This window comes from Amycolatopsis sp. NPDC051373 (assembly GCF_040689465.1).
GTDB lineage: Bacteria > Actinomycetota > Actinomycetes > Mycobacteriales > Pseudonocardiaceae > Amycolatopsis.
Map to the genome: position 1 here is coordinate 198,049 of NZ_JBFBAE010000003.1, position 22,251 is coordinate 220,299.

20 protein-coding genes and 1 pseudogene are annotated in these 22,251 nt (G+C 70.9%); 4 read left to right on the forward strand and 17 right to left on the reverse strand.

Annotated elements, in window-relative coordinates; genetic code table 11:
• Positions 1-22: 22 nt before the first annotated feature.
• The 3 genes from AB0383_RS06970 to AB0383_RS06980 all read right to left on the reverse strand — a co-directional run bounded on the left by AB0383_RS06970 (position 23) and on the right by AB0383_RS06980 (position 2,958).
• Positions 23-484 carry a YbjQ family protein gene (locus tag AB0383_RS06970; protein WP_364174780.1) on the reverse strand — a complete coding sequence of 154 codons (462 nt, stop codon included), beginning with the start codon at positions 482-484 and terminating at the stop codon, positions 23-25.
• A gap of 41 nt (positions 485-525) precedes the next feature.
• A complete protein-coding gene (locus tag AB0383_RS06975) occupies positions 526-1,647 on the reverse strand; it encodes an FAD-dependent monooxygenase (protein WP_364174783.1) in 1,122 nt (373 codons plus the stop codon).
• Between the two features lie 66 nt (positions 1,648-1,713).
• Positions 1,714-2,958: an aminotransferase class I/II-fold pyridoxal phosphate-dependent enzyme gene (locus AB0383_RS06980; RefSeq protein ID WP_366185720.1), complete on the reverse strand. Its 1,245-nt coding sequence runs from the start codon at positions 2,956-2,958 to the stop codon at positions 1,714-1,716.
• A 71-nt stretch (positions 2,959-3,029) separates the two neighbouring features.
• On the opposite strand from AB0383_RS06980, the gene AB0383_RS06985 reads away from it, so the two are divergent.
• The 4 genes from AB0383_RS06985 (at position 3,030) to AB0383_RS07000 (ending at position 7,138) form a co-directional block, all read left to right on the forward strand.
• Positions 3,030-3,512 carry a hypothetical protein gene (locus tag AB0383_RS06985; RefSeq protein ID WP_364174789.1) on the forward strand — a complete coding sequence of 161 codons (483 nt, stop codon included), beginning with the start codon at positions 3,030-3,032 and terminating at the stop codon, positions 3,510-3,512.
• A gap of 85 nt (positions 3,513-3,597) precedes the next feature.
• The gene (locus AB0383_RS06990) at positions 3,598-5,100 is read left to right on the forward strand and encodes an AAA family ATPase (RefSeq protein WP_366185722.1); all 1,503 of its coding nucleotides are present in this window, start codon (positions 3,598-3,600) and stop codon (positions 5,098-5,100) included.
• 4 nt (positions 5,101-5,104) lie between these two features.
• A complete protein-coding gene (locus tag AB0383_RS06995) occupies positions 5,105-5,950 on the forward strand; it encodes a hypothetical protein (RefSeq protein WP_366185724.1) in 846 nt (281 codons plus the stop codon).
• A 63-nt stretch (positions 5,951-6,013) separates the two neighbouring features.
• Entirely contained in the window at positions 6,014-7,138 is a 1,125-nt protein-coding gene (locus AB0383_RS07000) for a GDSL-type esterase/lipase family protein (RefSeq protein WP_366186002.1), read from the forward strand.
• A gap of 70 nt (positions 7,139-7,208) precedes the next feature.
• On the opposite strand, the gene AB0383_RS07005 is transcribed toward AB0383_RS07000, so the two are convergent.
• The 14 genes and pseudogenes from AB0383_RS07005 to AB0383_RS07070 form a co-directional block, all read right to left on the reverse strand.
• Entirely contained in the window at positions 7,209-7,757 is a 549-nt protein-coding gene (locus tag AB0383_RS07005) for a hypothetical protein (protein ID WP_364174798.1), read from the reverse strand.
• 238 nt (positions 7,758-7,995) lie between these two features.
• On the reverse strand, positions 7,996-8,478 hold the full coding sequence (locus AB0383_RS07010) for a hypothetical protein (RefSeq protein ID WP_364174801.1): 483 nt from the start codon (positions 8,476-8,478) through the stop codon (positions 7,996-7,998).
• A complete protein-coding gene (locus tag AB0383_RS07015; RefSeq protein WP_366185727.1) occupies positions 8,475-8,963 on the reverse strand; it encodes a hypothetical protein in 489 nt (162 codons plus the stop codon). Before AB0383_RS07015 ends, AB0383_RS07010 begins: the two co-directional genes overlap by 4 nt.
• Positions 8,963-10,201 (reverse strand): MCE family protein, encoded by a 1,239-nt coding sequence (locus tag AB0383_RS07020; RefSeq protein ID WP_364174807.1) that lies wholly within the window; start codon positions 10,199-10,201, stop codon positions 8,963-8,965. The genes AB0383_RS07015 and AB0383_RS07020 overlap by 1 nt, the downstream gene beginning before the upstream one ends.
• Entirely contained in the window at positions 10,198-11,376 is a 1,179-nt protein-coding gene (locus AB0383_RS07025; RefSeq protein WP_366185729.1) for an MCE family protein, read from the reverse strand. The genes AB0383_RS07020 and AB0383_RS07025 overlap by 4 nt, the downstream gene beginning before the upstream one ends.
• Positions 11,373-12,569, reverse strand: a complete 1,197-nt coding sequence (locus AB0383_RS07030; RefSeq protein ID WP_364174813.1) for an MCE family protein — start codon at positions 12,567-12,569, stop codon at positions 11,373-11,375. Before AB0383_RS07030 ends, AB0383_RS07025 begins: the two co-directional genes overlap by 4 nt.
• A gap of 34 nt (positions 12,570-12,603) precedes the next feature.
• Entirely contained in the window at positions 12,604-13,635 is a 1,032-nt protein-coding gene (locus tag AB0383_RS07035) for an MCE family protein (RefSeq protein WP_364174816.1), read from the reverse strand.
• A complete protein-coding gene (locus AB0383_RS07040) occupies positions 13,632-14,669 on the reverse strand; it encodes an MlaD family protein (RefSeq protein WP_366185732.1) in 1,038 nt (345 codons plus the stop codon). The genes AB0383_RS07035 and AB0383_RS07040 overlap by 4 nt, the downstream gene beginning before the upstream one ends.
• Positions 14,666-16,051: an MCE family protein gene (locus tag AB0383_RS07045; protein WP_366185734.1), complete on the reverse strand. Its 1,386-nt coding sequence runs from the start codon at positions 16,049-16,051 to the stop codon at positions 14,666-14,668. Before AB0383_RS07045 ends, AB0383_RS07040 begins: the two co-directional genes overlap by 4 nt.
• A complete protein-coding gene (locus AB0383_RS07050) occupies positions 16,048-16,908 on the reverse strand; it encodes an ABC transporter permease (protein ID WP_220238142.1) in 861 nt (286 codons plus the stop codon). Before AB0383_RS07050 ends, AB0383_RS07045 begins: the two co-directional genes overlap by 4 nt.
• A 1-nt stretch (position 16,909) precedes the next feature.
• On the reverse strand, positions 16,910-17,704 hold the full coding sequence (locus tag AB0383_RS07055; protein ID WP_364046841.1) for an ABC transporter permease: 795 nt from the start codon (positions 17,702-17,704) through the stop codon (positions 16,910-16,912).
• Positions 17,705-17,889: 185 nt separating this feature from the next.
• Positions 17,890-18,215 (reverse strand): annotated as a pseudogene (locus tag AB0383_RS07060) (SDR family NAD(P)-dependent oxidoreductase); the annotation flags it as partial.
• A gap of 19 nt (positions 18,216-18,234) precedes the next feature.
• Positions 18,235-20,940, reverse strand: a complete 2,706-nt coding sequence (locus tag AB0383_RS07065) for a GNAT family N-acetyltransferase (RefSeq protein ID WP_364174825.1) — start codon at positions 20,938-20,940, stop codon at positions 18,235-18,237.
• A 2-nt stretch (positions 20,941-20,942) separates the two neighbouring features.
• Positions 20,943-22,115, reverse strand: a complete 1,173-nt coding sequence (locus AB0383_RS07070) for an acetoin utilization protein AcuC (protein ID WP_366185737.1) — start codon at positions 22,113-22,115, stop codon at positions 20,943-20,945.
• Between the last annotated feature and the right edge of the window lie 136 nt (positions 22,116-22,251).

The window sequence follows — 22,251 nt, forward strand, 5'->3', positions numbered from 1 at the left end:
ACGGCGGAAATCGTCGGTCGGGTCAGTTCTGCGGGAAGCCCTGCTGCTGTTGCTGCTGCTGGTACTGGGGCTGACCCTGCGGCTGCTGCGGAGCGTGCTGAGCCTGCTGCTGGCCGGGCTGCTGCGGCGCACCGTCGGGCACCACGTACACGGCCGTGCCGTAGGCGGCGATCTCGCTGGCGGTCTGGGCGATCTCGTTGCAGTCGAAGCGCAGCGCGAGCACGGCGTTGGCCCCGTGCGCCATGGCTTCCTGCGAGAGTCGGCCCAGCGCCTCGTAGCGCGAGTCGGACAGCAGCTTCGACAGGCCCTTGAGTTCACCGCCCGCCATGGCCTTGAAGCCGGCGCCGAGGTTGGAGAACATGTTGCGGCTGCGCACGGTCAGGCCGAAAACCTCGCCGAACACGCGAACCACGCGATAACCGGGCAGATCGTTCATCGTGGACAGCATGATCGGGAACTGCATGGGGGGTGCGGGTTGGGTCATGCGCCGGATCGTAGCCATCCGCGGCGCCGTCCACCGGCGAATCAGACTGTGATTCGCTCGTTCCAGTCGATGTGGTGGTCGTACAGCCAGCCGCGCTCCTCGCCGACGTCCTGGCCCGCGCTGGCCGCCACGAGTTTCTCCACGCGGGTGCGCCGCAGCTTCTCGTAGGCGGCGAACGCGGAAGGCGCGTCCGGCAGGTCGCGCAGGCACAGCGCGAGCACCACGCTGTCCTCCAGCGCCATCGACGCACCCTGCCCGGCGGCCGGCGAAGCCGCGTGGGCCGCGTCCCCGACGAGCACCATCGTGTCGGTGGACCAGACCCGGGTGGTGGGCACGTCGTAGGAGTGGCCGCCGAAGACGTCGTCGCCGGTCGCGGCCACGATGTCGGCGCACGGCAGCGGGTCGCCGTCGAAGGCCGCGTGGGCGAACTCGCGCCAGCCGGCCGGCGTGACGGCGGCAATCTCGTCGCGCGGGCGTTCGGTGTCGGGTATGCGGGCGAACCAGAAGGTGGCGCCGTCGTGCGCGGTGGTGAAGCCGAAGGCCGCGCGGCTGCCACGGATCATGCGGTATATGCCGGGTGCGACAGGCAGGCCCTCGGCGCGGGTGTAGCCGTAAACCACGGTGAGGCCCGTGAAGCGGGGGCGGTCGGCGTCCGGGTCGATGAAGGTGCGGACCTCGGAGCGCACGCCGTCGGCGCCCACGAGCACGTCGCCGGTCGCGGTGGACCCGTCGGCGAACGTGGCGACCACGCCGGACGCACCGGTTTCGGCGGAGACTGGTTCGGCGGAGACCAGGCGGCGGCCGTGCTCCACGGTGATCCCGCGGCGGCCGGCTTCTTCCTGGAGCGCGCGGTAGAACGCGGCGCGAGTGAGCGTGCGCGGCCCGGCGAGCTCACCGGTGTCGAACTCGCGCGTGCCCATCGTCGTGCCGTCCGGCCCAACGAGTTCGACGCCGAGCGCGGCGAACGACGCTTCGTTCACGGGGCCATCGGCGTCGATCGCCTTCAGCGCGTCCATGCCGTTGTGCATCACCGTGAGGAACGCACCGGCGTCGGCTCCGCCGGAGGGGTAAGCCTCGAAGACCACGGGCTCGTGGCCGGCGCGCTGCAGCGCCATCGCCGTGACCGTGCCCGCGACGCCACCGCCGGCGATGAGAACGCGCATCGAAATCCCCCTGGAGCCGAGTCCGTGCCACCGCCGACCGTACCGGGCGGCGGTGGCACGGGTGGCTCAGGCGGTCTGGGCGACAGCGAGGCGCAAGCACACGACGAGCGCGCGCACGGCCTCTTCGACCTCTTCGAGCACCGGGAAGGTCGGGGCGATGCGGATCGTCGCGTCCTTCGGGTCGTCGCCGTACGGGTGCGTGGCCCCGGCCGGGGTCAGCGCGACGCCGGCCTCCTTGGCCAGGCGCACGATCTCCTTGGCGGTGCCCTCGGGCACGGTCAGCGAGATGAAGTACCCGCCGGTCGGCTTGGTCCAGGTGCCCAACCCCGAGTCGCCGAGCTCCTCGGTGAGGATGCGGTCGACGGCCGCGAACTTCGGCGCGATGATCTCCGCGTGCTTGCGCATGTGGGCGCGCACGCCGTCGGCGTCCTTGAGGAACATCGCGTGGCGCAGCTGGTTGACCTTGTCCGGGCCGATCGTGCGCTTGGCGAGCACACCCGACCACCACGCGATGTTGGCGGGCGACGAGCCGAAGAATCCGACGCCGGCGCCGGCGAGCGTGATCTTCGAGGTGGAGCCGAACACGAACGCGCGGTCGGCGTTGCCGGCCTCGGCGCACAGCGCCAGGACGTCGGCGACCTCGACCTCGGTGTCCGTGAGGTGGTGCACGGCGTAGGCGTTGTCCCAGAAGATGCGGAAGTCCGGCGCGGCCGTGGGCATCGCGGCCAGGCGGTGGGCAACCTCGTCGGAGAAGGTGACGCCGGTCGGGTTCGAGTACTTGGGCACGCACCAGATGCCCTTGATGCCGACGTCCTCGGCCACGAGGCGCTCGACCACGTCCATGTCCGGGCCGTCGTCGGTCATCGGGACCTGGATCAGCTCGATGCCGAAGCGCTCGGCGAGCGCGAAGTGGCGGTCGTAGCCGGGCACCGGGCACAGCATCGCGATGCGCGGCTCGTCGGCCCAGCGGCGCTCGCCGCCCGGCAGCGTGCTCAGCAGCGCCTGCACCACGGTGTCGTGCATGAGCTCGAGGCTCGAGTTGCCGGCCGCGAGCAGCTGGTCGACGGGGACCTGCAGCGCGCCGGCGAAGATCCGGCGCAGCTCGGTCAGGCCCTTGAGGCCGCCGTAGTTGCGCGTGTCGGTGCCGTCTTCGGCCTTGTACTCGCCGTTGGGCAGCGTGAGCAGGCCCGCGGAGAGGTCGAGCTGCCGGGGGGACGGCTTGCCGCGGGTGATGTCCAGGGAGAGGCCGCGCTCGACGAGCGCCGCGTAGTCGCGACGGGCGGTGTCGACGTCGACGGGAGCAGTGGTCATGGGCTCAACGCTAAACCGCGCGTCGATACCATTTCGGGTGACCCCCTGTCCAGGGTCTACCGTGGGGTCTCGTGCGTCTCGTGGTCCATGCCGATCAGCGTCAGTTCTCGTTGCGGGACAACACCGCCTGGGTCCCCGGCGACGGTGGGTGGTCCGACGAGGCGGTGAACTCGCACCGGATCGCGGTGGAGCCGTCGTCGCTCGCGATCGCCACCGCGCGCTCCGACCTGGTCGAGGTGGACGTCGCCGTGCACCCCGGCCCGCCGGCCGTGCTCGCCGACGCCGAGCACGTGGTCGAGGCCGACCTGGCCGTGGCGGGCGGGAACGTGACGCTCGCCGGTCCGGCCGACTACCCGGGCCAGGAGCGCGTGCTGGAGCTCGCGCCCGGCCATTACCGCGTGCGGGTGTCCTATGTGGAGAGTGGCCCGCCGGCCGTGACGTGGAACGAGCACGAGTACGGCGAGCACTTCCGCTACGTCGTGGACCTGTGGCCGGTTGCCGAGCCGGCGCCGGTCACCGTGGTGCGTCAGGGCGCCACGGTCTGGGACGGCTGAACGGCCGGAAGCGGCCATCCGGGACCCCTCCCGCTCGTGCGCTCTTACCGTCTTCGCAGAACAACGCGGAAAGCGGGGAGAGGCAGTGCGGGACAGCCAGAAAGCCGAGATCGCCCAGATCTCCGAGGCCGTGGCGCGGTCGATGTTCACCCAGGCCGCGATGTACTGGGGTATCGACCGCGAGGTGCACGCGCGCCTGCCCGAGACGATCCGCCGCCACGCCGAGGGCCTGCTGCCCCCGCTCGCGCGGGCCGCGGTCGCCGACGCGACGCCGGACCTGGCCGAGGCCCAGGCGTCGGTGGAGCTCGCGCTGCGGGACACGCTGCGCGCGTCGGCGGCCGAAGCGGTGGAGACCACGTCGGCGCAGCTGCTGCCGGAGCTGGCCGAGCGCGCGGTGCAGGCGGCGACGCCCGACGTCGAGTCCATGCGCGCGAAGCTGGTGTCCACGGCCACGCCGGAGGTAGCCGAAGCCCTGCGCGAGCAGACCGCCAAGACCGTGGGCGAAGCCGTGGCACAGGCCACCGCCGAGCTGCGGACCACGCTCGCCGACCAGCTTCGGCGCACGGTGCTGCCGGACCTCGCCCGCGAGGCCATCTCGAAGGCCACGCCCGATCTCGGCGAGGCCCGCGAGCACCTGCTGCACGAAGCGACGGCCGCGCTGTCCGGCACGATCGAGAAGGCCGTGGCCGAAGTGGCGCGGCAGGCCAAACCCGACCTCGTCGAGCGCGTGTCGGCCGTGGCCCTGGCGCGCGTCCGCTCGGCCGTGCAAGCGGCGGCTGAGAAGGAGCTCGCCCGGTATTCGCCGACCGTCGTGTCGGTAGTGCTGCCGCAGGGCAAGCCGATCGAGCTGGCCGAGGACACCCACTCCGTGCTGCCGGAGGTGCTGGTCGCGCTGCACGCGCGCTGCCACGTGCTGCTCGTCGGTCCCGCGGGCACCGGCAAGTCCATGCTGGCCAAGCACGCGGCGCAGGCGCTGGGCCTGCAGTTCCAGGCGCTTTCGCTGGGCCCGACCACCCCGATGAGCAAGGTGTTCGGCTACTACGACGCCAACGGCCATTACCACGACACGCCGTTCCGCCGCGCGTTCGAGCACGGCGGCGTGATGCTGCTCGACGAGCTCGACAACGGCCACCCCGGCCTGCTGGCCGAGCTCAACCAGGCGCTCGCGCTGGGCGTGTGCGCCTTCGCCGACCGCATGGTCACCGCGCACGCCGACTTCCGGCTCGTGGCCACCGGCAACACCTACGGCACCGGCGGCGACCGCCAGTACGTCGGCCGCCAGACGCTCGACTCGGCCACGCTGGACCGGTTCGTGGTCCTCGACGTGCCCATCGACGAGGGCCTGGAGGAACGCGTCGCGCTGCGGCACGCACCTTCGCACCCGGACGAGGTGGAGGAGCTGGTGGCGTCGATCCGCGAGCTGCGCGCGACGGCGCTGGCCAAGAAGCTCCCCGTGATCCTCTCGCCACGCGCCAGCATCGACGGCGCGAAGCTGCTGGAAGCCGGCGCGACCATGGAGCAGGTCATGCAGTGGCGCGTGATCCGCGGACTGTCCGACGCGCACCGCGCGGCGCTCGGGCTGGACTGACGCCGTGCTGCCCGAGTGCTTGCCGCCGATGCTGTCGTGGCACGAGTTCGTCGAAGCCGCCACGGCCTCACCCACGATCGACGCGCCGGGCAGCCGGGAGACCGGCACCGACTGGCCGGGCGCGACGTGGGAGGAGGCGCTGCGGCTGGCCGTCGACGGCTGGCCGGTCGCCCTGGAGGAAGCCGGCATCACCGTCGACGAGCTGCGCGCCGGCGCGGGCCTCGGCCACCAGGTGACCGAGCTGGAGCCGTCGTGGGACGTCACCGGCAGCGAGGTCGACATCGGCGCGTACCTCTCCGGGGTGCCCGAGTGCATGGTCGACGCCTTGCCCCGCCAGGTCTCCCGCCGCGGCAAGGTCGTCACCTTCCTCATCCCGGCCGCCTACTCCAACCGCATCGCCCACGACGTGATCATCAACCGAGGCCTGGCGCTCGTGACCCTGTGCGCGGCGATCATCGACGCGGGCCACAGTGTCGAGATCTGGTCCGGCTTCACCGGAACGTTCACCATTGCCCGCGAGAAGCTGCGCACGCACGCGGTCGCCCGGGTGATCTCGGCCGGAGAACCGCTCGACGTCGGCCGCCTGATCTTCGGCGTCGCCCACCCCGCGATGCTGCGCCGCCTCTGGTTCGGCGTCTGGGACGCGCAACCGGCGGCGGTCGCGCAGACCGTCAACGACCACAACTTCGGCATCGCCTGCGACTGCCGGCCGGACGACCTGCCGGCCGAGGTGACGGATCCGTATGTGTTCCCGTACCTCACCGAGCAGGACCGCCAGTGGGACGATCTGCCGACGGCACTGGACTGGGCGAAGGGGCTGTTCGGGGAGCTGGGGCTGATCCAGCACTGACTGCGCTGCCCTCGAAAACACCGTGCGCACCGCGGCCGCGGCGGCCAGACTGGGCTCGTGCACATGATCGACTTGCCCGATGTCGTCCGCGGCGCCCTGGAGCTCGAGCGCACCGAGCGCGGCCTGGTGCCGCACCGGTTGCCCGCGTGGGCGAGGGCACGGGGGGACGCGCAGCTGGCCATGGTGGAGGCGCAGCCCTCCGGGGTGCGGCTGGTGTTCCGGACCGCGGCGACCGTGGTGGAGCTGGACGCGGTGCGCACCAAGGTGTCCTACGTCGCCGCGGCGACGCGGCCCGACGGGGTGTACGAGCTGTTCGTGGACGGCGCTCCCGTCGGCGCGGGAGCGGTCGGCGGCGGGGACGAGTTCCTCGTCGACATGACGACCGGCGGCACCGAGGTGCGCCGCGGCGAGCCGGGCACGGTGCGGTTCGCCGGGCTGCCCGCGCGGGTCAAGGACGTCGAGATCTGGTTGCCGCACAACGAGTTCACCACGCTCGTCGAGCTGCGGGCCGACGCGCCGGCCAGTGCGGCGAACCCCGACGGCCGGCGGATGTGGCTGCACCACGGCAGCTCCATCAGCCAGGGCTCGGGCGCGGCGAGCCCCACCACGACTTGGCCGGCGGTGGCCGCGAGGCACGCGGGCGTGGAGCTGACCAACCTGGGCTTCGGCGGCAGCGCGCTGCTGGATCCGTTCACCGCGCAGGTCATGCGCGACACCCCGGCCGACGTCGTGAGCGTGAAGCTCGGCATCAACATCGTCAACGCCGACCTCATGCGGCTGCGCGCGTTCGGCCCCGCCGTACACGGGTTCCTCGACACGATCCGCGCCGGCCACCCGACCACGCCGCTACTGGTCGTCTCGCCGCTGCTGTGTCCGATCCACGAGGACACCCCCGGCCCCGGCGCCCCGGTCTTCGAGGACGACGGCGTGGTCCGCTTCCGTGCGACCGGCGAACCCGGCCCGGGCAAGCTGACGTTGAAGGTCATCCGGGAGGAACTCGCTCGGGTCGTCGCGCAGCGCGGCGACGACCCGAACCTGCACCTGCTCGACGGCCTGGCCCTCTACGGCGAGCAGGACTTCGCGGAGCTGCCCCTGCCCGACGCCCTGCACCCGGATGCCGAGACCCATCAGCGCGTCGGCGAACGCTTCGCACACCTGGCGTTCGGCGTGGGCGGGCCGCTCGCCTAGGCCGCGAACGGGTACCCGCCTGGCTCGGCACGACGCACGCCGGGCCGAGCCAGGGCCCCCCGATGAGCGATCAGTAGCCGGATACTCCGCCGGCCGTGCCCGTGCCGTTCGTCGTGGTCGCCGGCGCGACCCCGCCCGGGGTGACCACCAGTGCGTGCCAAGTCCCCAGCACGCCGTCACCCTTCGTCTGCCCGGGGGCGCTGTCCTGGGCGTAGGTGTAGACGGGCTTCCCGTTGAAGGTCGCCTGCTGAATACCATCGGAGCGGGTGAACGTGGCGAGCTGCCCGGGCAGGCTCACGCCGTTCGCGGGCTGCGCCGGGCCGGTGATCGGCGGCCAGAGCGACTTGCACCCGCTGTCGGTGCACGCCGACATGCCGGGCTTGTCTTCGTCGAACGTGTAGAGCGTGAACCCCTTGGCGTTCGTGAGAACCGTCCCGAGTGAGGTGTTCGCCTCGCCCACCGTCGCGGGCGCGGCCGCCGAGGAGGCGGGCGCTTGAGCACCGGCCGGCGGGGGCGCCGAGGTGGCCATGCTGCCGCTCCCGCACGCGGCCAATCCGGCCATCGCCGCGGCCGCGGTACCCGCGATCGCTAGAATCCTGAGGTTTTTCACGGTTTCCACCCTTCTCCTTCGCGACTCCCCCACCCGGAACCACGTAGTGCCGTGGTGCCAGGTTCGACCGGAACCCCTTGCAGCGGCACACATCACATCAAGTCGTCCACTGTGGACATACCAGAGGTGAATCGGGTCACTGCGGTGAACGGAGACGGCTCGGCTTTCGTGTGACTGGTGCGGTGCGCGGTCACCCGGCCGGAACATTCCCGGCGAACGCACCGAATTCGCCCGCGAAGGAAGGGGCTTACAGCGGATCGAGGCCCGTGATCTTCCACGACCCGTCAACGCGGCGCGCGGTCACGGCCAGCTGCGCGACCGAAGACTGCGGCGCTCCCCCGCCGGGCAGGATCGTCTGCTGGTCCAGGAAAAGCAGCAGCGTCGCGTCGTCGCCGTGGAGCGTGCGGACGCCTGCGGAGCGGACGGTGGTGGTGCGGATCAGCTTGCCGTCGGTCGCGCGTTTGCTCGCGGTGGCGAACTGCGCGTGGTACTGGCCGACAGCCGGACCGGTGAGCAGTTCGGCGGCCGCCCGCGAGGTCCGGTCGAGGTTGGCGTAGTCGTAGGAGAACAACGCCTTCACGCCGGCGCTCACCTGGTCACGCACCTGGGTGGTGGTGGCCTGGTCCACCAACGCGTCGTCGTCGCGGGGCTGCAGCGCCGAGGCCTGCACGGCAAACCAGACCGCGCACGCGAGCGCCACCACCGTCACGGCGATCGACCAGCGCTTCACGAGCCCACCGCCTGGACGCCGCCGACCTTCCACGTGTCGCCGTCACGCGTGAAGTCCACGGTCAGCCGCGCCTGTTTCGGCACCGGCGCGCCGCCGCCCGTGCTCACGCGCACGTCGAGCACGGCGATGACCCGGGCCGTGCCCGCGGCCGGGTCGAGGTCGGTGACCGCGGCCTGCAGGAGCGACGCCGTGGAGACGGTCTTGGTGCTCGTCGCGCGGTCGAGCTGCAGCTGCCGGTCGCCGGCGAGGTTCGCCCCGTACTGCCCGGTGGTGGCGCCGATCCAGCGATCCACGTCGGCGCCGCCGGTGTGGTAGTCGATCGTGTTGAGGGCCACCAGTTCCGTGCTCGCGGCGGCGAGCACGGCATCGCGGTCGCGGCCGCGCGCCAGGGCGTCGTCGTGCGCCGCGCGCCACCACGACCAGCCGAACCACGCGGCCGCCAGCACGGCCAGCACGGGCACGACCACGAGCAGCCGCGCCTTCATCACGACCCGCCCAGCAGCGCCCCGAGGCCGCCGGCCGGCGGCATGAGCAGGCCGAGCAGACCCGGCAACTGGTTCGCGTCCGGAGTGGTCGACGGCGCCGATTCCTTCGGAGCGGCCGGGATCGCGGGCGGCTTCCCGGCGTACGGCGCGTTCTGCGCACCGCGGACCTCGACGGGGCTACCCGGCGGCTCGGCGCAGTAGGCGTTCATGTTCACCGGCGCCTCGGTGGTGTCGTTGGCCGGGCGCTGTTTCGTGCCCTCGTAGCCCTTCGTGCACGACGCCGGGTCGAAGAAGTTGAACACCACGCCCAGGTGCCCGGTGCCGTCCGGTGAAGTCGACGGCGAGAACGCCGAGATCACCGGGTAGGCGACCAGCAGCTCCTCGATCGCGTCGGTGCGCGCGGAGGTGATCTGGGCGGTGGTCAGGGAGTTCGCGAAGATCACGCCGAGATCGGTGCCCGAGGTGGCGAGCACGTCGCTGATCTGGCGGCTCAGCTGCGGCGCCTGGTCGATCACCGTTCGCAGGTCGGGGTCCGAAGACTTGAGCTGCGCCGCGATCGTCTTCAGCCCGCCGGCGAAGTCGGTGATGTTCTGCGCCTGGCGCTCCTGCGTGGCGAACACCGTGCGCGAGTTGGCCAGCAGCCCGCGCGTCTGCGGGATGTACTGCGCGGCCTTGGCGGTGAGCGAACCCGTGCTGTCCAACAGCTTCTGCAGCTGCGGACCCGTGCCGGCGAACGCGTCGTAGGTCTCGTCGACCACGGTCTTGAGCGAGTCCGGGTGCACGCTCGCCACGAGATCGTCCAAATGCGACAGCACGGAGTCGGGCGACGCGGGCAGCGAGGTGCGGTCCTGCGTGATCACCGAGCCGTCGTGCAGGTACGGACCCGTCTCGCGGTCGGGCAGCAGGTCCACGAACTGCTCCCCCACCGCCGAGCGGTTCGCCACCTGCGCGTGGAGGTCGTCGGGGATGTCCGGACCGCCGGAGTCGAGGTCGAGGTGCACGTCGAGGCCGTGGCCGGTGAGCGTCATGGCCGACACGCGCCCGACCGTCACGCCGCGGTAGGCGACCTCGGAGTTGACGAAGATGCCGCCTGAATCGGCCAGCTGCAAGGTGACCTGGTAGCCGCGGGAGCCGAAAAGCCGGTCGAGGCCCGCGTACTTGCCGCCCGCGTAGACCACCGACACCACGGCGATCACCACGAACGCGATGAGCTGGATCCGCGTCTTGCGCGAGGTCATCCGGCACCTCCCCCGAGCAGGCCGCCCAGGAGGCCGCCGAGCAGCCCACCGGGTCCGGCCTGGTTCTTCGCCGGCGGCGCCGTGGTCGGCAACGGAAGGGGCAGCTCCGAAGTGGCCGATCCTGGCTGCTGTGAGGTCAGCCCCGCGATCTGGATCGGCGGCTGCGAGGTGTTCGTGAAGTTCTGCAGCAGCTTGTCGAGATCGAGGTTCACGGTCGCGTCGACGTTGGCGTAGTCGCCCTTGATCGTGTTGCCCGCGTAGTCCGGGAAGGGGTAGGTGAGCAGGATCTGCAACGCGTTGGGCAGGTCCTGGCCCGCCTCGCCGAGCTTCTGCAACGTCGGCTGCAGCGCCTTGAGATTCGCGACGAGCTGGTCGCGGCTGCGGTTCACCGTGTCGACGGCGACGCCCGAAAGCTTGTTGAGCGCGTTCAGCATCCCCACGAGCTGGTCGCGCTGGTCGGCCACGATCTTCAGGCCCGGCGCCAGGTTGTCCAGCGCGGTCTTGATGTTCTGCTGCTGCCCGGCGAGCGTGTGCGAGAGCTTGTCCAGCCCGTCGATCGCGCGCAGGATCTCACCCTTGTGCGAGTCGAGCTGCGTCGCGAGATCGTCCACTCGCGACAGCAGCGCGCGCATCTCGGGTTCGTTGCCGGACAACGCGTCGTTGAGCTCGTGGCTGATGTCCTGCAGCTGGCCGAGGCCGCCGCCGTTGAGGAGCAACGAAAGCGCGCCGAGGACTTCCTCGACCTCGGGGTTGCGGTTGGTGCGCCCGAGCGGGATCTGCGCGCCGTCGGCGAGGTGACCGGCGGGCTTCTCCTCGGTGGGCTGCCCCAGCTCCACGAACTTCTCGCCCAGCAGGCTCGACTGGCGCAGCTCGGCGCGCGCGTTTGCGGGCAGCTGCACGTCGCCGTTGACAGTCATGGCAACAAGGGCCGAGCGCGTGTCGGGCGTGAGCGTGATCTTGTCGACCCGGCCCACGGCCACGTCGTCCACCTTCACGCTCGCCTGTGGCACGAGGTCGAGCACGTCGGTGAACAGCGCCGTCACGTGGTACGGGTGCTCACCCAGGTCCGGCCCGCCCGGCAGCGGTGTGGAGTAGAGGCCGTTGAACCCGCCGTCGCTGCAGCCGGCGAGCACGAGCACGCCGGCGAGCACCCCGGCCAAGCGCCGCCGCTTCACTTGCCACCGCCGGAAAGCTGCGTCATCACGTCCACGAGCGGGAGCGGCAACGGAGGCAGCTGGCCGTTCTGCAGCGAGTTGAGCACCTGCGGCACGGTCGGCAGCTTGAGCGCGCCGTCGAGGACCGGCGCGAGCTGCTTGCAGATGTCGGTCAACGTGGTGGGCACGCCCTTCGGGGTGCCCGCGGCGAGGATGCGGCAGACGGTGAGGATCGGCGGGTTGGTGATCTCGTTGAGGTTGTCGCGCACGGCGATGGTGCCGGAGGCGGCATCGTAGGAGTTGATGAAGTTCGTGGCGCCGGTGGGCGCGATGTCGAGCACCTCGGCGAGGGCGGCGCGCTGGTCCACGAGCACACCCGTCAGCGAGGCCAACTTGTCCACATTGGACTCCAGTCCGGCCTTGTTGTCGGCCACGAACTGTTTCACGTCACCGAGCGAGGAGGCCAGGGAGCTCAGCGCGGCTCCGACGTCGGCCGAGTCGTCGGCGAGGAACCCGCTGACGTCGGCGACGCGTTCGTAGAACTCGTTGAGCTGACTGTCGCTTTGGGCGAGGGCATCCGTGAACGAGTTCAGGTTCTGGACGGTGGCGAACAGATCGTCCTTGGAGTCGTCGAGCGTGCCCGCGAGGTCGGCGAGGCGGCCGACGGTGGAGTTGAGGTCGGCGCCGTTGCCCTTGAGGTTGGCGGCCGCGGTGTCGAGGACGTCGGACAGGGCGCCGTTTTTGTTGGCACCCTTGGGTCCGAGCGCGGTGGAGAGTTTGTCGAGGCTCGCGTAGAGGTCGTCGAGTTCGACCGGCGTGGCGGTCTTGTCCCGGGCGAGGACGGTGCCACTCGCGAGCGTCGGGCCGCTGTCGTAGGCCGGGGTCAGCTGCACGTAGCGGTCGCTGACGAGACTCGGCGCGACCACGACGGCACCGACGTTGACGGGGATGGGCACGTCGTCGTTCACGCGCATGTCCACGCGCACGGCCTGCCCGTCCGGCGTCACGGCGGTGACCTCGCCGACGGGAACGCCCAGCACGCGGACCGAGGAACCGGCGTAGAGGCCGACGGTTTTGCCGAAGTACGCCGACAGTGTGGTGCCGCTACTCGTGCGGAACACGAGCCACAGCCCGGCTGTGAGAAGGAGCGCGGCCACGCAGGCAAAACCCAGCCAGGTCACCAAGTTGCGTTGAGTGCGAGTCTCGATCGTCATGCCGCCTCCGCGGGAGAAAGCACGTCGGCGGTCGTCATCGTCCGCCCACCCCCTGGTTCGGCGCCGCGATGGGCGGGGTGCAGCCCTCGGGGTTGATCGACAGCCCGCCCGCGGTGATCGTCGGCGGCAGCAGCCCGCACAGATAGCCCTCGAACCAGCGGCCGTTGCCCGTCGCGTTGGCGCCGACGCGCGCGAACGGCGCCATCAGCGCCAGGCCGCGGTCGAGGTTGCCCTGGTTGCGCTGCAGCACATCAGTCACCTTCCCCAGCGCGTCGAGCGTCGGCTTCAGCTGCGCCCGGTTGTCGGCGACGAGCCCCGAGAGCTGCTGCGAGATCTGCTGCGTGCCCTTGAGCAGCGCGCTGATCTGGTCGCGGCGGTTCTGCAGCTCGGTCAGCAGCAGGTTGCCGTCGCTGATCACCTGCTGCAGCTGGGTGTTGCGGTCCGAGAGCGTCTTGGAGATCGTGCTCGTGCCGGCCAGCAGCGTGTGCAGGTCGTCGTCGCGCGAGGACACCGTCTTCGACAGCGCGGACAGGCCCGAGAGCGTGTCCTTCAGGTACTGCGGGCTGTCCCTCAGCGAGTCCGACAACGCGGTGAAGCTGTCCGCGAGCTGCTTCGTGTCGATGTCGCCGACGGTCGTGGACAGCTGGTCGAACGCGTCCTGCAGCTGGAACGGCGTGCGCGTGCGCTGGATCGGGATCGTGTCGCCGGGGCTCTGCGTGCCGCCGCCCTTCGGGTCGAGCGCGAGGTACTTCTCCCCCAGCAGCGTCTTGATCTCGATCGACGCGGTGGACGCGTCGCCCACGCGTACGCCCTTCACTCGGAACTTCACCAGCACCTGCTTGTGCGCCAGCTCCACCGACGTCACCTGCCCCACCTTCACGCCGGCCACCTCCACCTCGTTGTCCGGCGCGAGTCCGGCGGCTTCGCCGAAGTAGGCGGAGTACGTGGTGCCGTTGCCGAACAGCGGGATGCTGTCGGAGAAGTAAGCCACGGCGGTCACGAGCAGGATCAGCACGAGCGTCACCCCGCCGACCGCCGCCTGGTTGCGTTCCTTGAGCCGCTTCACGGGCCACACCTCGGCGCGCGCTCAGTGGCAGGCAGCGGCACGATCGGCAGCGTCACGTCCAGCGACGAAATCCCGATCGTGCCTTCGATTCCGCACAGGTAGTAGTTGAACCAGCTGCCGTAGCTCAGGGTCCGCGTGAACTTCTCCAGGTTTCCCGGCAGCACCTGCAGCAGGTGGTCGAGCAGCTGGTCGGAGTCCGCGACGTTGTTCGACAGCGTGCCGAGCTGCTTGACGTCGTCCTTCACCGCCGGGCGCGCGTCGGCGAGCAGGCCCGACGTGGTCTCGGTCAGCTCGCCCAGCGCCCCCACGGCGTCACCGATCGGCTTGCGCTGCTCGGCCAGGCCGCTCACGAGCCGCTGCGTCTGGTCGATGAGGTCGCCCAGCTGCGGGCCGCGCGAGTTCACCGTGGTCAGGACCTGGTTGAGGTTGTCGATGACCTGGCCGATCACCTGGTCCTTGCCGGCGATCGACGTCGTGATCGACGCGGTGTGCGCCAGCAGGCTCGTGATCGTGCCGCCCTCACCCTGGAACACCTGGATGATCTCGGCCGAGAGCTCGTTGACCTCTTTCGGGTCCAGCGCTTGGAACAGCGGCTTGAACCCGTTGAACAACACCGTGAGGTTCAGGGCGGGTTTGGTGCGCTCGGGCGGGATCGTCGCGCCGTCGGCGAGGGTGCCGCCGCCGGTGACGTCGGTGCCGAGCGCGAGGTAGCGCTGGCCGACGAGGTTGCGGTACTTGATCGTCGCGGTCGTGAGCGCGGGCAGCTTGTACTGCGCGTCGACGGCGAAGCGCACATCGGCGAAGTTCTGCTCGCCCTGCTGCACGTCGATCGAGTCGACCTGCCCCACCTTCACGCCGGAGATGCGCACGTCGTCGCCGGGCTGCAGGCCCGAGGCGTCCGTGAACTTCGCGGCGAACCCCGCCGTGGTGCCGAAGTTAGTGTTCGCGATCGTGGCGGCGAGGATGCCGGTGAGCAGCACCGTAACGGCGGCGAAGATCAGGATCTTCACCAATGCGGGGACGAAGGACCTCACTTGAGCTCCACCTCCGCCCCTCGGTAGAGCGGCCCGACGAGTAGGCCGGCCCAGCCGGGCACCTGATCCGGCGTGGTGCCCATGGCGGGCGAGACCAGCAGGTCGATCAGCTGTTCCTCGTCGGTCGAGCCGATGACGGAAGGCGCGCCGCCCGATTCACCGCCACCACCGGACTGACCACGGCCGGCGACGGTGTTCGACGTGATCGCGCCCGAGGTGATCTCGCCGGGCAGAGACTCGGCGGGGCTGTGCGGCGGCGCGGGTTTCGTGGAGCCGTCCTTCACCGCGCCGTCGGGCGGGTACTGCGGCCAGTACCCGGGTTTCGGCACCTGCGGGTAACAGCGGGGGCCGCGTTTGTCGTCGTACTTGGGCTCGTCGACGCCCGGCAGGTACTTGCCGCGGCTCGCGGTGAACTCGATCGTCACGCGGCTGACCTCTGGGTGGGCCGTGCCCTTGCCGAATGCCAACTCGGCCTCCGGCACCGAAGCGGCGAGCTGCTTGAGCAGGCAGGGGTACTCGGGCGCGTACTTCGCGAGCACATCGAGCGTCGGCTGCACGGCCGTGGTGAGCCGGATCAGGTTGTCCTTGTTGACGTCCAGGAAGCTCGTGAGGTCGGCCGACGCCGCCGAGACCGAGGCGTACACATCGGACAGTCCCTGGCGTTTCTCCACAATGGTCTGGGTCGTCGTGGTGAGGTCGGCCAGCGCGTCGAGCAGATCGGGCGCGGCCTTGTCGTAGGTGGCCGAAACGTTGGCCAGCCCGGTGATGTCGGCCTTGAGGTCGGGCAGCGACGGGTTCAGCTGCCCGAGGTAGTCCGAGAGGTTCACGAGCGTCTGGCCGAGCTGCTTGCCCCGCCCGTCGAGCGCGGTCGAAACGGCGCTGAGTGTGCTCGAAAGTTTCTCCGGCTGCACGGCCTGCAGCAACGGCATCACGTCGTCGAGCACCTGTTCCAGCTCGATCGCCGTGCTGCTGCGGTCCTGCGGGATCACGTCGCCGGCTGCGATGTGCGCGGCGGGGATTTCGGGCAGCTGCAACGCGACGTAGCGCTCGCCGAAGAGCGTCTTGGGCAGCAGCCGCGCCGAGACATTGCTCGGGATCTCGTCGATCTTGTCCGGCTGCAGCGCGAGCTCGAGCTCCGCGTGGTCGCCTTTCGCGGTGACCGAACGGATCTCGCCCACGAGCAGGCCGCGCACCTTCACGTCGCCGCCCGTGCGCAGCTGGCTACCGACGTGGTCGGTCTCCAGCTTCACCAGCGTGACGGGCGTGAAGACCTTCTTGTAGATCGCGATCGTGGTGGTGAAGAACAGCGCCGCGACGACGAGGAAAATCAGCCCCAGCACCTGGTACCGGAGCCGCTTCAGCGTTTCGCGCCGCGTGCTCATCCGGAAATCCGCACGGTGGTGTTGGCACCCCAGATCGCGAGGCTCAGGAAGAAGTCGAGCACCGAGATCAGCACGATCGACGTGCGCACCGCGCGACCCACCGCCACGCCGACGCCGGCCGGCCCGCCGTCGGCGGTGTAGCCGTAATAGCAATGGGAGAGGATCACGATGACGCTGAACACGATCACCTTGGCGAAGGACCACAACACGTCTTCAGGGGGCAAGAACAGCGTGAAGTAGTGGTCGTAGGTACCGGCCGACTGGCCGTAGAGCCAGATGGTGATCTGCCGCGACGCGAGGTAGGACGAGAGCAAGCCGATCGCGTACAGCGGGATCACCGCGGTGACGCCTGCGAGCACGCGCGTGGTCACGAGGTAGGGCATGCTCGGCACGGCCATCACCTCGAGCGCGTCGATCTCCTCGGAGATCCGCATCGCCCCGAGCTGTGCGGTGAAGCCGCAGCCGACCGTCGCCGACAGCGCGAGCCCGGCCGAGAGCGGCGCGACCTCGCGGGTGTTGAAGTACGCGGAGATGAAGCCGGTGAGCGCGGCGGTGCCGAGCTGGTTGAGCGCGGAGTAGCCCTGCAGGCCCACGATGAGCCCGGTGAACAGCGTCATGCCGATCATCACGCCGAGCGTCCCGCCGATCACCGCGAGCCCGCCCGTACCGAAGCAGACTTCGGTGAGCAGCCGCCGGGTCTCGTGGCCGTAGCGGCGGATCGTGCGCGGCGACCAGGCGAGCGCGCGGCCGTAGAACGACAGCTGGCGCCCGAGTCCTTCCAGGCTCGCGCCCGGGCGCGCGATGATCTCGAGCGTCCGGTCGGACAGCGCGGGAGCCTCGATCGGTTCGGCGGTCACGTCAGAGCGCCTTCGGCGGCACGATCTTGAGGTAGATCGCGGTGAGCACGACGTTGATGAGGAACAGCAGCAGGAACGTGATCACCACGGCCTGGTTCACCGCGTCGCCCACGCCCTTCGGCCCGCCCGCGGGGTTCAGACCACGGAACGCGGCGACGACCCCGGCGACGAAGCCGTAGAGGAACGCCTTGATCTCGCTGATCCACAGGTCCGGCACCTGGGCCAGAGCGTTGAAGCTGGCCAGGTAGGCACCCGGAGTGCCGCCCTGGAGCACGACGTTGAAGAAGTAGCCGCCGAGCACCCCGACCACGCTGACCAGGCCGTTGAGCAGCACGGACACCACGATCGCGGCCAGCACGCGCGGCACGACGATGCGCTGGATCGGGTTGACGCCGAGCACTTCCATCGCGTCGATCTCTTCGCGGATCTTGCGCGCGCCGATGTCCGCGCAGACCGCGCTGCCCCCCGCGCCGGCGACGAGCAGCGCCGTGATCAGCGGAGCGGCCTGCTGCACGATGGCGAGCGCGCTCGCGGCGCCGGTGAACGACTGCGCGCCGATCTGTGTGGTCAGCGACCCCAGCTGGAGCGCGATCACGGCTCCGAACGGAATGGCGACCAGCGCCGTCGGCAGGATCGTGACACTCGCGAAGAACCAGCACTGCTGGATCCACTCACGGAACTGGAACGGACGCCGGAAGATCGCCCGCAGCACCTCCCAGGACAGCGTGGCGAGCCGGCCGACCTGGGTCAGCGCCGCGGTGCCCGGGAGGGTGATCGAGCCGGTCTCGCCCACCACACCTCCCAGTAGTCACCCCCGAGTCTTGTCCATACCTCCCGCCCGACTTCCGTTAGCGGTGTTCACTACTCGCTCTCAGTCGTGTGGATCACAGCAGAGCATGAGTCGCCGCGGCTCCCCCATCCGCCACCGGCGGCCTCGGAAACCATCACCGTGTCGGTCACGCCGGGGCTGGACGGAGCTCACCCCCGGCTGCCGCGCGCGCCCACCTCCGGCGCGGCGGCTTGGTCATCCCGCGGATCGCGAACTCGCTCGCGGTGCCGGCGACGAGGAAGGGCATGCCGGCGAGTCCCTCCACAGAGGACACGCTGACGATGGCGCCGCCGTCGAGGCGCTGGAACACGGACGCGTCACCGAGGTCGGCGGCGAGCTGTGTGCCCTCGGCGTCGAGCACGTCGGTGATCACCACACGCGCGCCTTCGGCCCCGAACGGGCGTGCGGCCGCCGCGCCCTGGGGGTCGACTCGCGCTGACCGAGGCCGCGACCCGGCTGCAGGGCGGCGCCGCGGCAAGACCCGGGGAGCCGGCGGATCAGTCCGACGGCGTGATGTGGCGCAACCGCCGCGGCCCGGTGTCCGGCCGGGTCGGCGGCGGGCCCAGCACCATGCGCGCGTTGGCCACGAAGGCGCCGTCGGGCGAGGCGAGGATCGGGTCGAGCGCCAGGGACCGGACTTCCGGGTTGTCCTCCGCCAGCGCGGCCACGCGCAGCACCATGTCCTGCAGCGCCGCCAGGTCCGCGGGTTCGTCACCGCGGTAGCCGGTGAGCAGGGGCGAGGTGCGGGGCTCGCGGATGAGCGTGGCAGCGTCGACGTCGGTGACCGGCACCGCGCGGTAGGCGCGGTCGCCGAGCAGCGTGCTGACCAGGCCCGAGAGCCCGAAGGACACGAGCGTGCCGAACGACGGGTCGTCCTGCAGCCCGATCACGCACGAGATTCCCTTGGCCGCCATGCGTTGCACGTAGAGCTCGTTGTCGCCGGAGACTTCGCACAGGTCGCGGTAGGCCACGCGCACGGAGTCCTCCGACGTGAGGTCCAGGCGCACGCCCGCGAGGTCGGGCCGGCCGCGCAGCCGCTCGTCCACCGCCTTGAGCGTGACGGGGTAGCCCAGCTCCGCCGCGGCCGCGACAGCGGCGTCCACATCGGACACCACGCGGAACGGCACCACGTCGACGCCGTAGCAGCCGAGCAGCCGCACCACGTCGTCGTCGGACAGCATCGTGGAGTGGCCGTCGGCCTCGGCGACCAGCTCGCGCACGATCGATTGCGCCTGCTCGACGTGCAGCCCGGCCGGGCGCACCAGTGTCCCCTGTGGACGCTGCCGCCATGCCGAATACCGCACCACGCGGGACAACGCGGTCACCGCGCGTTCCGGGCTCGGGTACGACGGGATCGAACCCCGCGTGGGCACACCGTCTTCGCTCAGCACGGCCAATTCGTCGGGCACGCCTTCGGCCGCGAGGAACGTGGAGACAACGGGTTTCGTGCGCTCGTGCTCCAGCACGGCTTCCTTCAGCGCCCGTGCGTAGGCCGTGCCGGGAATGAGGATCGGCGGGGCGAACACGGCGATGAGCGCGTCGGTCTCGGGCGAGTCGAGGGCTTCGCGCACGGCGGCGGCGAACGCGTCGGGCCCGGCCTGCGGGCCGATGTCCACGGGGTCGAAGGCGAGGTGCAGCCCCTGTGCCCGCGCGGTGTCGGCGGCGAGCAGCCCGATCGCACTCGAATTACCGACGATCGCGATCCGCGGCCCGGCCGGCAGCGGCTGGTGCGCGAACACCAGCGCGGCGTCGAAGAGCTGCGCGAGCGACTCCACGCGCACCACGCCGGCCTGTTCGAACAGCGCCTGCACGCTCGCCTCGTCGACCTCAGCCGACGTGGCGGCCAGCTGGGGACGCACGGCGTGGCGGCCCGACTTCACCGCGACGATCGGCTTGTTCCGTGCGAGCCGCCGCGCCAGGCGGGCGAACTTACGCGGGTTGCCGAAGGACTCGAGGTAGAGCAGCACGAGGTCGGTCTCGGGGTCGGTTTCCCAGTACTGCAACAGATCGTTGCCCGAGACGTCGGCGCGGTTGCCGGCGGAGACGAACGTGGACAGGCCCAGGCCGCGCGAACCGGCGTCGGCCAGGATCGCCGTGCCCAGCGCACCGGACTGGCAGAAGAAGCCGGTGTGCCCGCGGCGCGGCAGCTGCGGCGCGAGGGTGGCGTTGAGCCGCACGCCGGGCGCGGTGTTGAGCACGCCGAGCGCGTTCGGGCCGACCACGCGCATGCCGTGCGCGCGGGCCTCGCCGACGAGCCGCAGCTCGGCGTGCAGGCCGAGCGGGCCGGACTCGGCGAAGCCGCCGGAGACGATCACCAGCGTCTTCACCCCCTTGGCGAGACACGCGTCGAGCACGGACTCGACGAGCTCGGCGGGCACGGCGACCAGTGCGAGGTCGACCGGGTCCGGAATGTCGAGCACCGACGCGTACGCGCGCACGCCGCGCACCGAGCGGTGCTCGGGGTTGACCGGGAAGACCGTGCCGGTGAAGTCGGCAGCGAGCAGGTTGCGGAAGGCGACGTGGCCGACCTTCGTGTGGTCGGCCGAAGCGCCGATCACCGCGACCGAGCGCGGGTGCAGCAGGTTGTGCACGCTGCGCGCCTCGGCCGCCTGCTCGCGCGAGCGCGCGACGGCGAGCGACTCCTCCGTCGGGTCGATGCTGAACTCCAGGTGCAGCACGCCTTCCTCGATGGCGCGGCTGACCTGGTAGCCGGCGTCGCGGAACACGCGGACCATGGGCGCGTTCTCGGCGAGGACCTCGGCGACGAACCGGCGCAGCCCGCTCTCCGACGCGGCGGCGGCCAGGTGCTCCAGCAGGATCGAGCCGAGCCCGCGGCCCTGGTGCTTGTCGTCGACGACGAACGCGACCTCGGCCGAGGGGCCGCCGTCGAGCCGTTCGTAGCGCCCGACGGCCACGATGTCGCCGCCGAGCAGCGCGACGAACGCGACCCGGTCGTGATGGTCCACAGTGGAGAATCGCTGCAGGTCGCGCGGGGGGATCCGCGGGTAGGCGCCGAAGTAACGCAGGTAGCGCGTGCGCTCGGAAAGCCTGCTGTGGAAGGCGACGAGGCCGTCGGCGTCCGTGGGCACCACAGGCCGCAGGTGCACGGTGCCGCCGTCGGACAGGACGACGTCGGCCTCCCAGTCGCGGGGGTAGTCGTACGGGTCGCGCAGGCCGTTTCCGGGTGCCGGGTCTTCGGACATGGTCAGTCCCTGGGATCGTCCGGGTCGAGGCCGTGCAGCGGGAACACCGCGCGGCGGGTGTCGCGGATCGCGAGGTCGCTCGGGTCGTCGGCGGCGTCGCCCCACGGCTTGAACGCCGTGTCCTTCTCGTCGGTCATCGCGTGCGGGATCTCCGCGGTCGGCGCGGCCTTGGTGATCGAGGAGACCCAGCCGGGCGGCAGCGCCGTGTCGGGCGCGACGTCGCGGTCGAGCACCGTGGCGATCAGGTGCGTCCACGAGCGCGGGACCACGCGGATCAGCTGGTAGCCGCCCCCGCCGACGGCGAGCCAGCGCCCGCCGCTGTAGGTCTCGGCGAGGTCGCGCATCGTCGAGTAGATGGTGCGGTGCCCGTCGACCGACAGCGAAAGGTCGGCCAGCGGGTCTTCCTCGTGCGAGTCGACGCCGCACTGCGTGACGAGGATCTGCGGCTCGAACTCGGCCAGCAGCGAGGGGACGACCGCGTTGAACGCCCGCAGCCAGCCGGGGTCCTTCGTGTGCGGCGGCAGCGGGATGTTCACCGAGGTGCCGGCGGCCTTGCCGTTGCCGATCTCGGCGGCGTAGCCGGTGCCGGGCCAGAGCGTGAACGGGTGCTGGTGCAGCGAAACGGTGAGCACGCGCGGGTCGTCGTAGAAGGCGGTCTGGACCCCGTCGCCGTGGTGCACGTCGGTGTCGAGGTAGGCGATGCGGTCGAAACCGTGGTCGAGCAGCCAGGAAATGGCGATGGCGCAGTCGTTGTACACGCAGAAACCCGACGCGTAGTCGCGCATCGCGTGGTGCAGCCCGCCCGCGATGTTGACCGCGCGCTTCACCTCGCCCTCGGCGATCTTGCGCGCCGCGAGCAGCGTCGAGCCGACCACCAGCGCCGATGCGTCGTGCATCCCGCTGAACACCGGGTTGTCCCCCGTGCCCAGCCCGTGCCCGACGTCCCACCCGACGAGCGGCGCCTCCCGCACGGCCGCGAGGTACTCGGGCGCGTGGATGCGCAGCAGCTCCTCGTCGCCCGCCGCGGTGGGCACGAGCAGCTCGACGTCGTTCAGCACACCGAGCTCCGTGGCCAGCCGGATCGTGAGCTCCAGGCGGACGGGGTTGAACGGATGCTCCCCACCCAGGTCGTACCCCAGCAGTGCGGCATCCCAGACGACAGCAGGCGAGGACATGTACCGCACTGTACTGGCCCCGGCGTGCCCGAGCCGGGTTCGGCTTCGGGCGCTGTGCGGTGGTTCAGCCGACTGTCACGGCCTGGCGCAGGGGGCTGAGGGCTGAGGGCTGGGGCTGGGGGCTGGTCGGCCGGTG

Excerpts from the sequence above, each read along its gene's own strand:
- AB0383_RS06970 (WP_364174780.1), bottom strand. The coding sequence starts at position 484 with ATGACCCAACCCGCACCCCCCATGCAGTTCCCGATCATGCTGTCCACG.
- AB0383_RS06975 (WP_364174783.1), bottom strand. The coding sequence starts at position 1,647 with ATGCGCGTTCTCATCGCCGGCGGTGGCGTCGCGGGCACGGTCACGGCG.
- AB0383_RS06980 (WP_366185720.1), bottom strand. The coding sequence starts at position 2,958 with ATGACCACTGCTCCCGTCGACGTCGACACCGCCCGTCGCGACTACGCG.
- AB0383_RS07000 (WP_366186002.1), top strand. The coding sequence starts at position 6,014 with ATGATCGACTTGCCCGATGTCGTCCGCGGCGCCCTGGAGCTCGAGCGC.
- AB0383_RS07015 (WP_366185727.1), bottom strand. The coding sequence starts at position 8,963 with ATGAAGGCGCGGCTGCTCGTGGTCGTGCCCGTGCTGGCCGTGCTGGCG.
- AB0383_RS07020 (WP_364174807.1), bottom strand. The coding sequence starts at position 10,201 with ATGACCTCGCGCAAGACGCGGATCCAGCTCATCGCGTTCGTGGTGATC.
- AB0383_RS07030 (WP_364174813.1), bottom strand. The coding sequence starts at position 12,569 with ATGACGATCGAGACTCGCACTCAACGCAACTTGGTGACCTGGCTGGGT.
- AB0383_RS07045 (WP_366185734.1), bottom strand. The coding sequence starts at position 16,051 with ATGAGCACGCGGCGCGAAACGCTGAAGCGGCTCCGGTACCAGGTGCTG.
- AB0383_RS07065 (WP_364174825.1), bottom strand. The coding sequence starts at position 20,940 with ATGTCCGAAGACCCGGCACCCGGAAACGGCCTGCGCGACCCGTACGAC.
- AB0383_RS07070 (WP_366185737.1), bottom strand. The coding sequence starts at position 22,115 with ATGTCCTCGCCTGCTGTCGTCTGGGATGCCGCACTGCTGGGGTACGAC.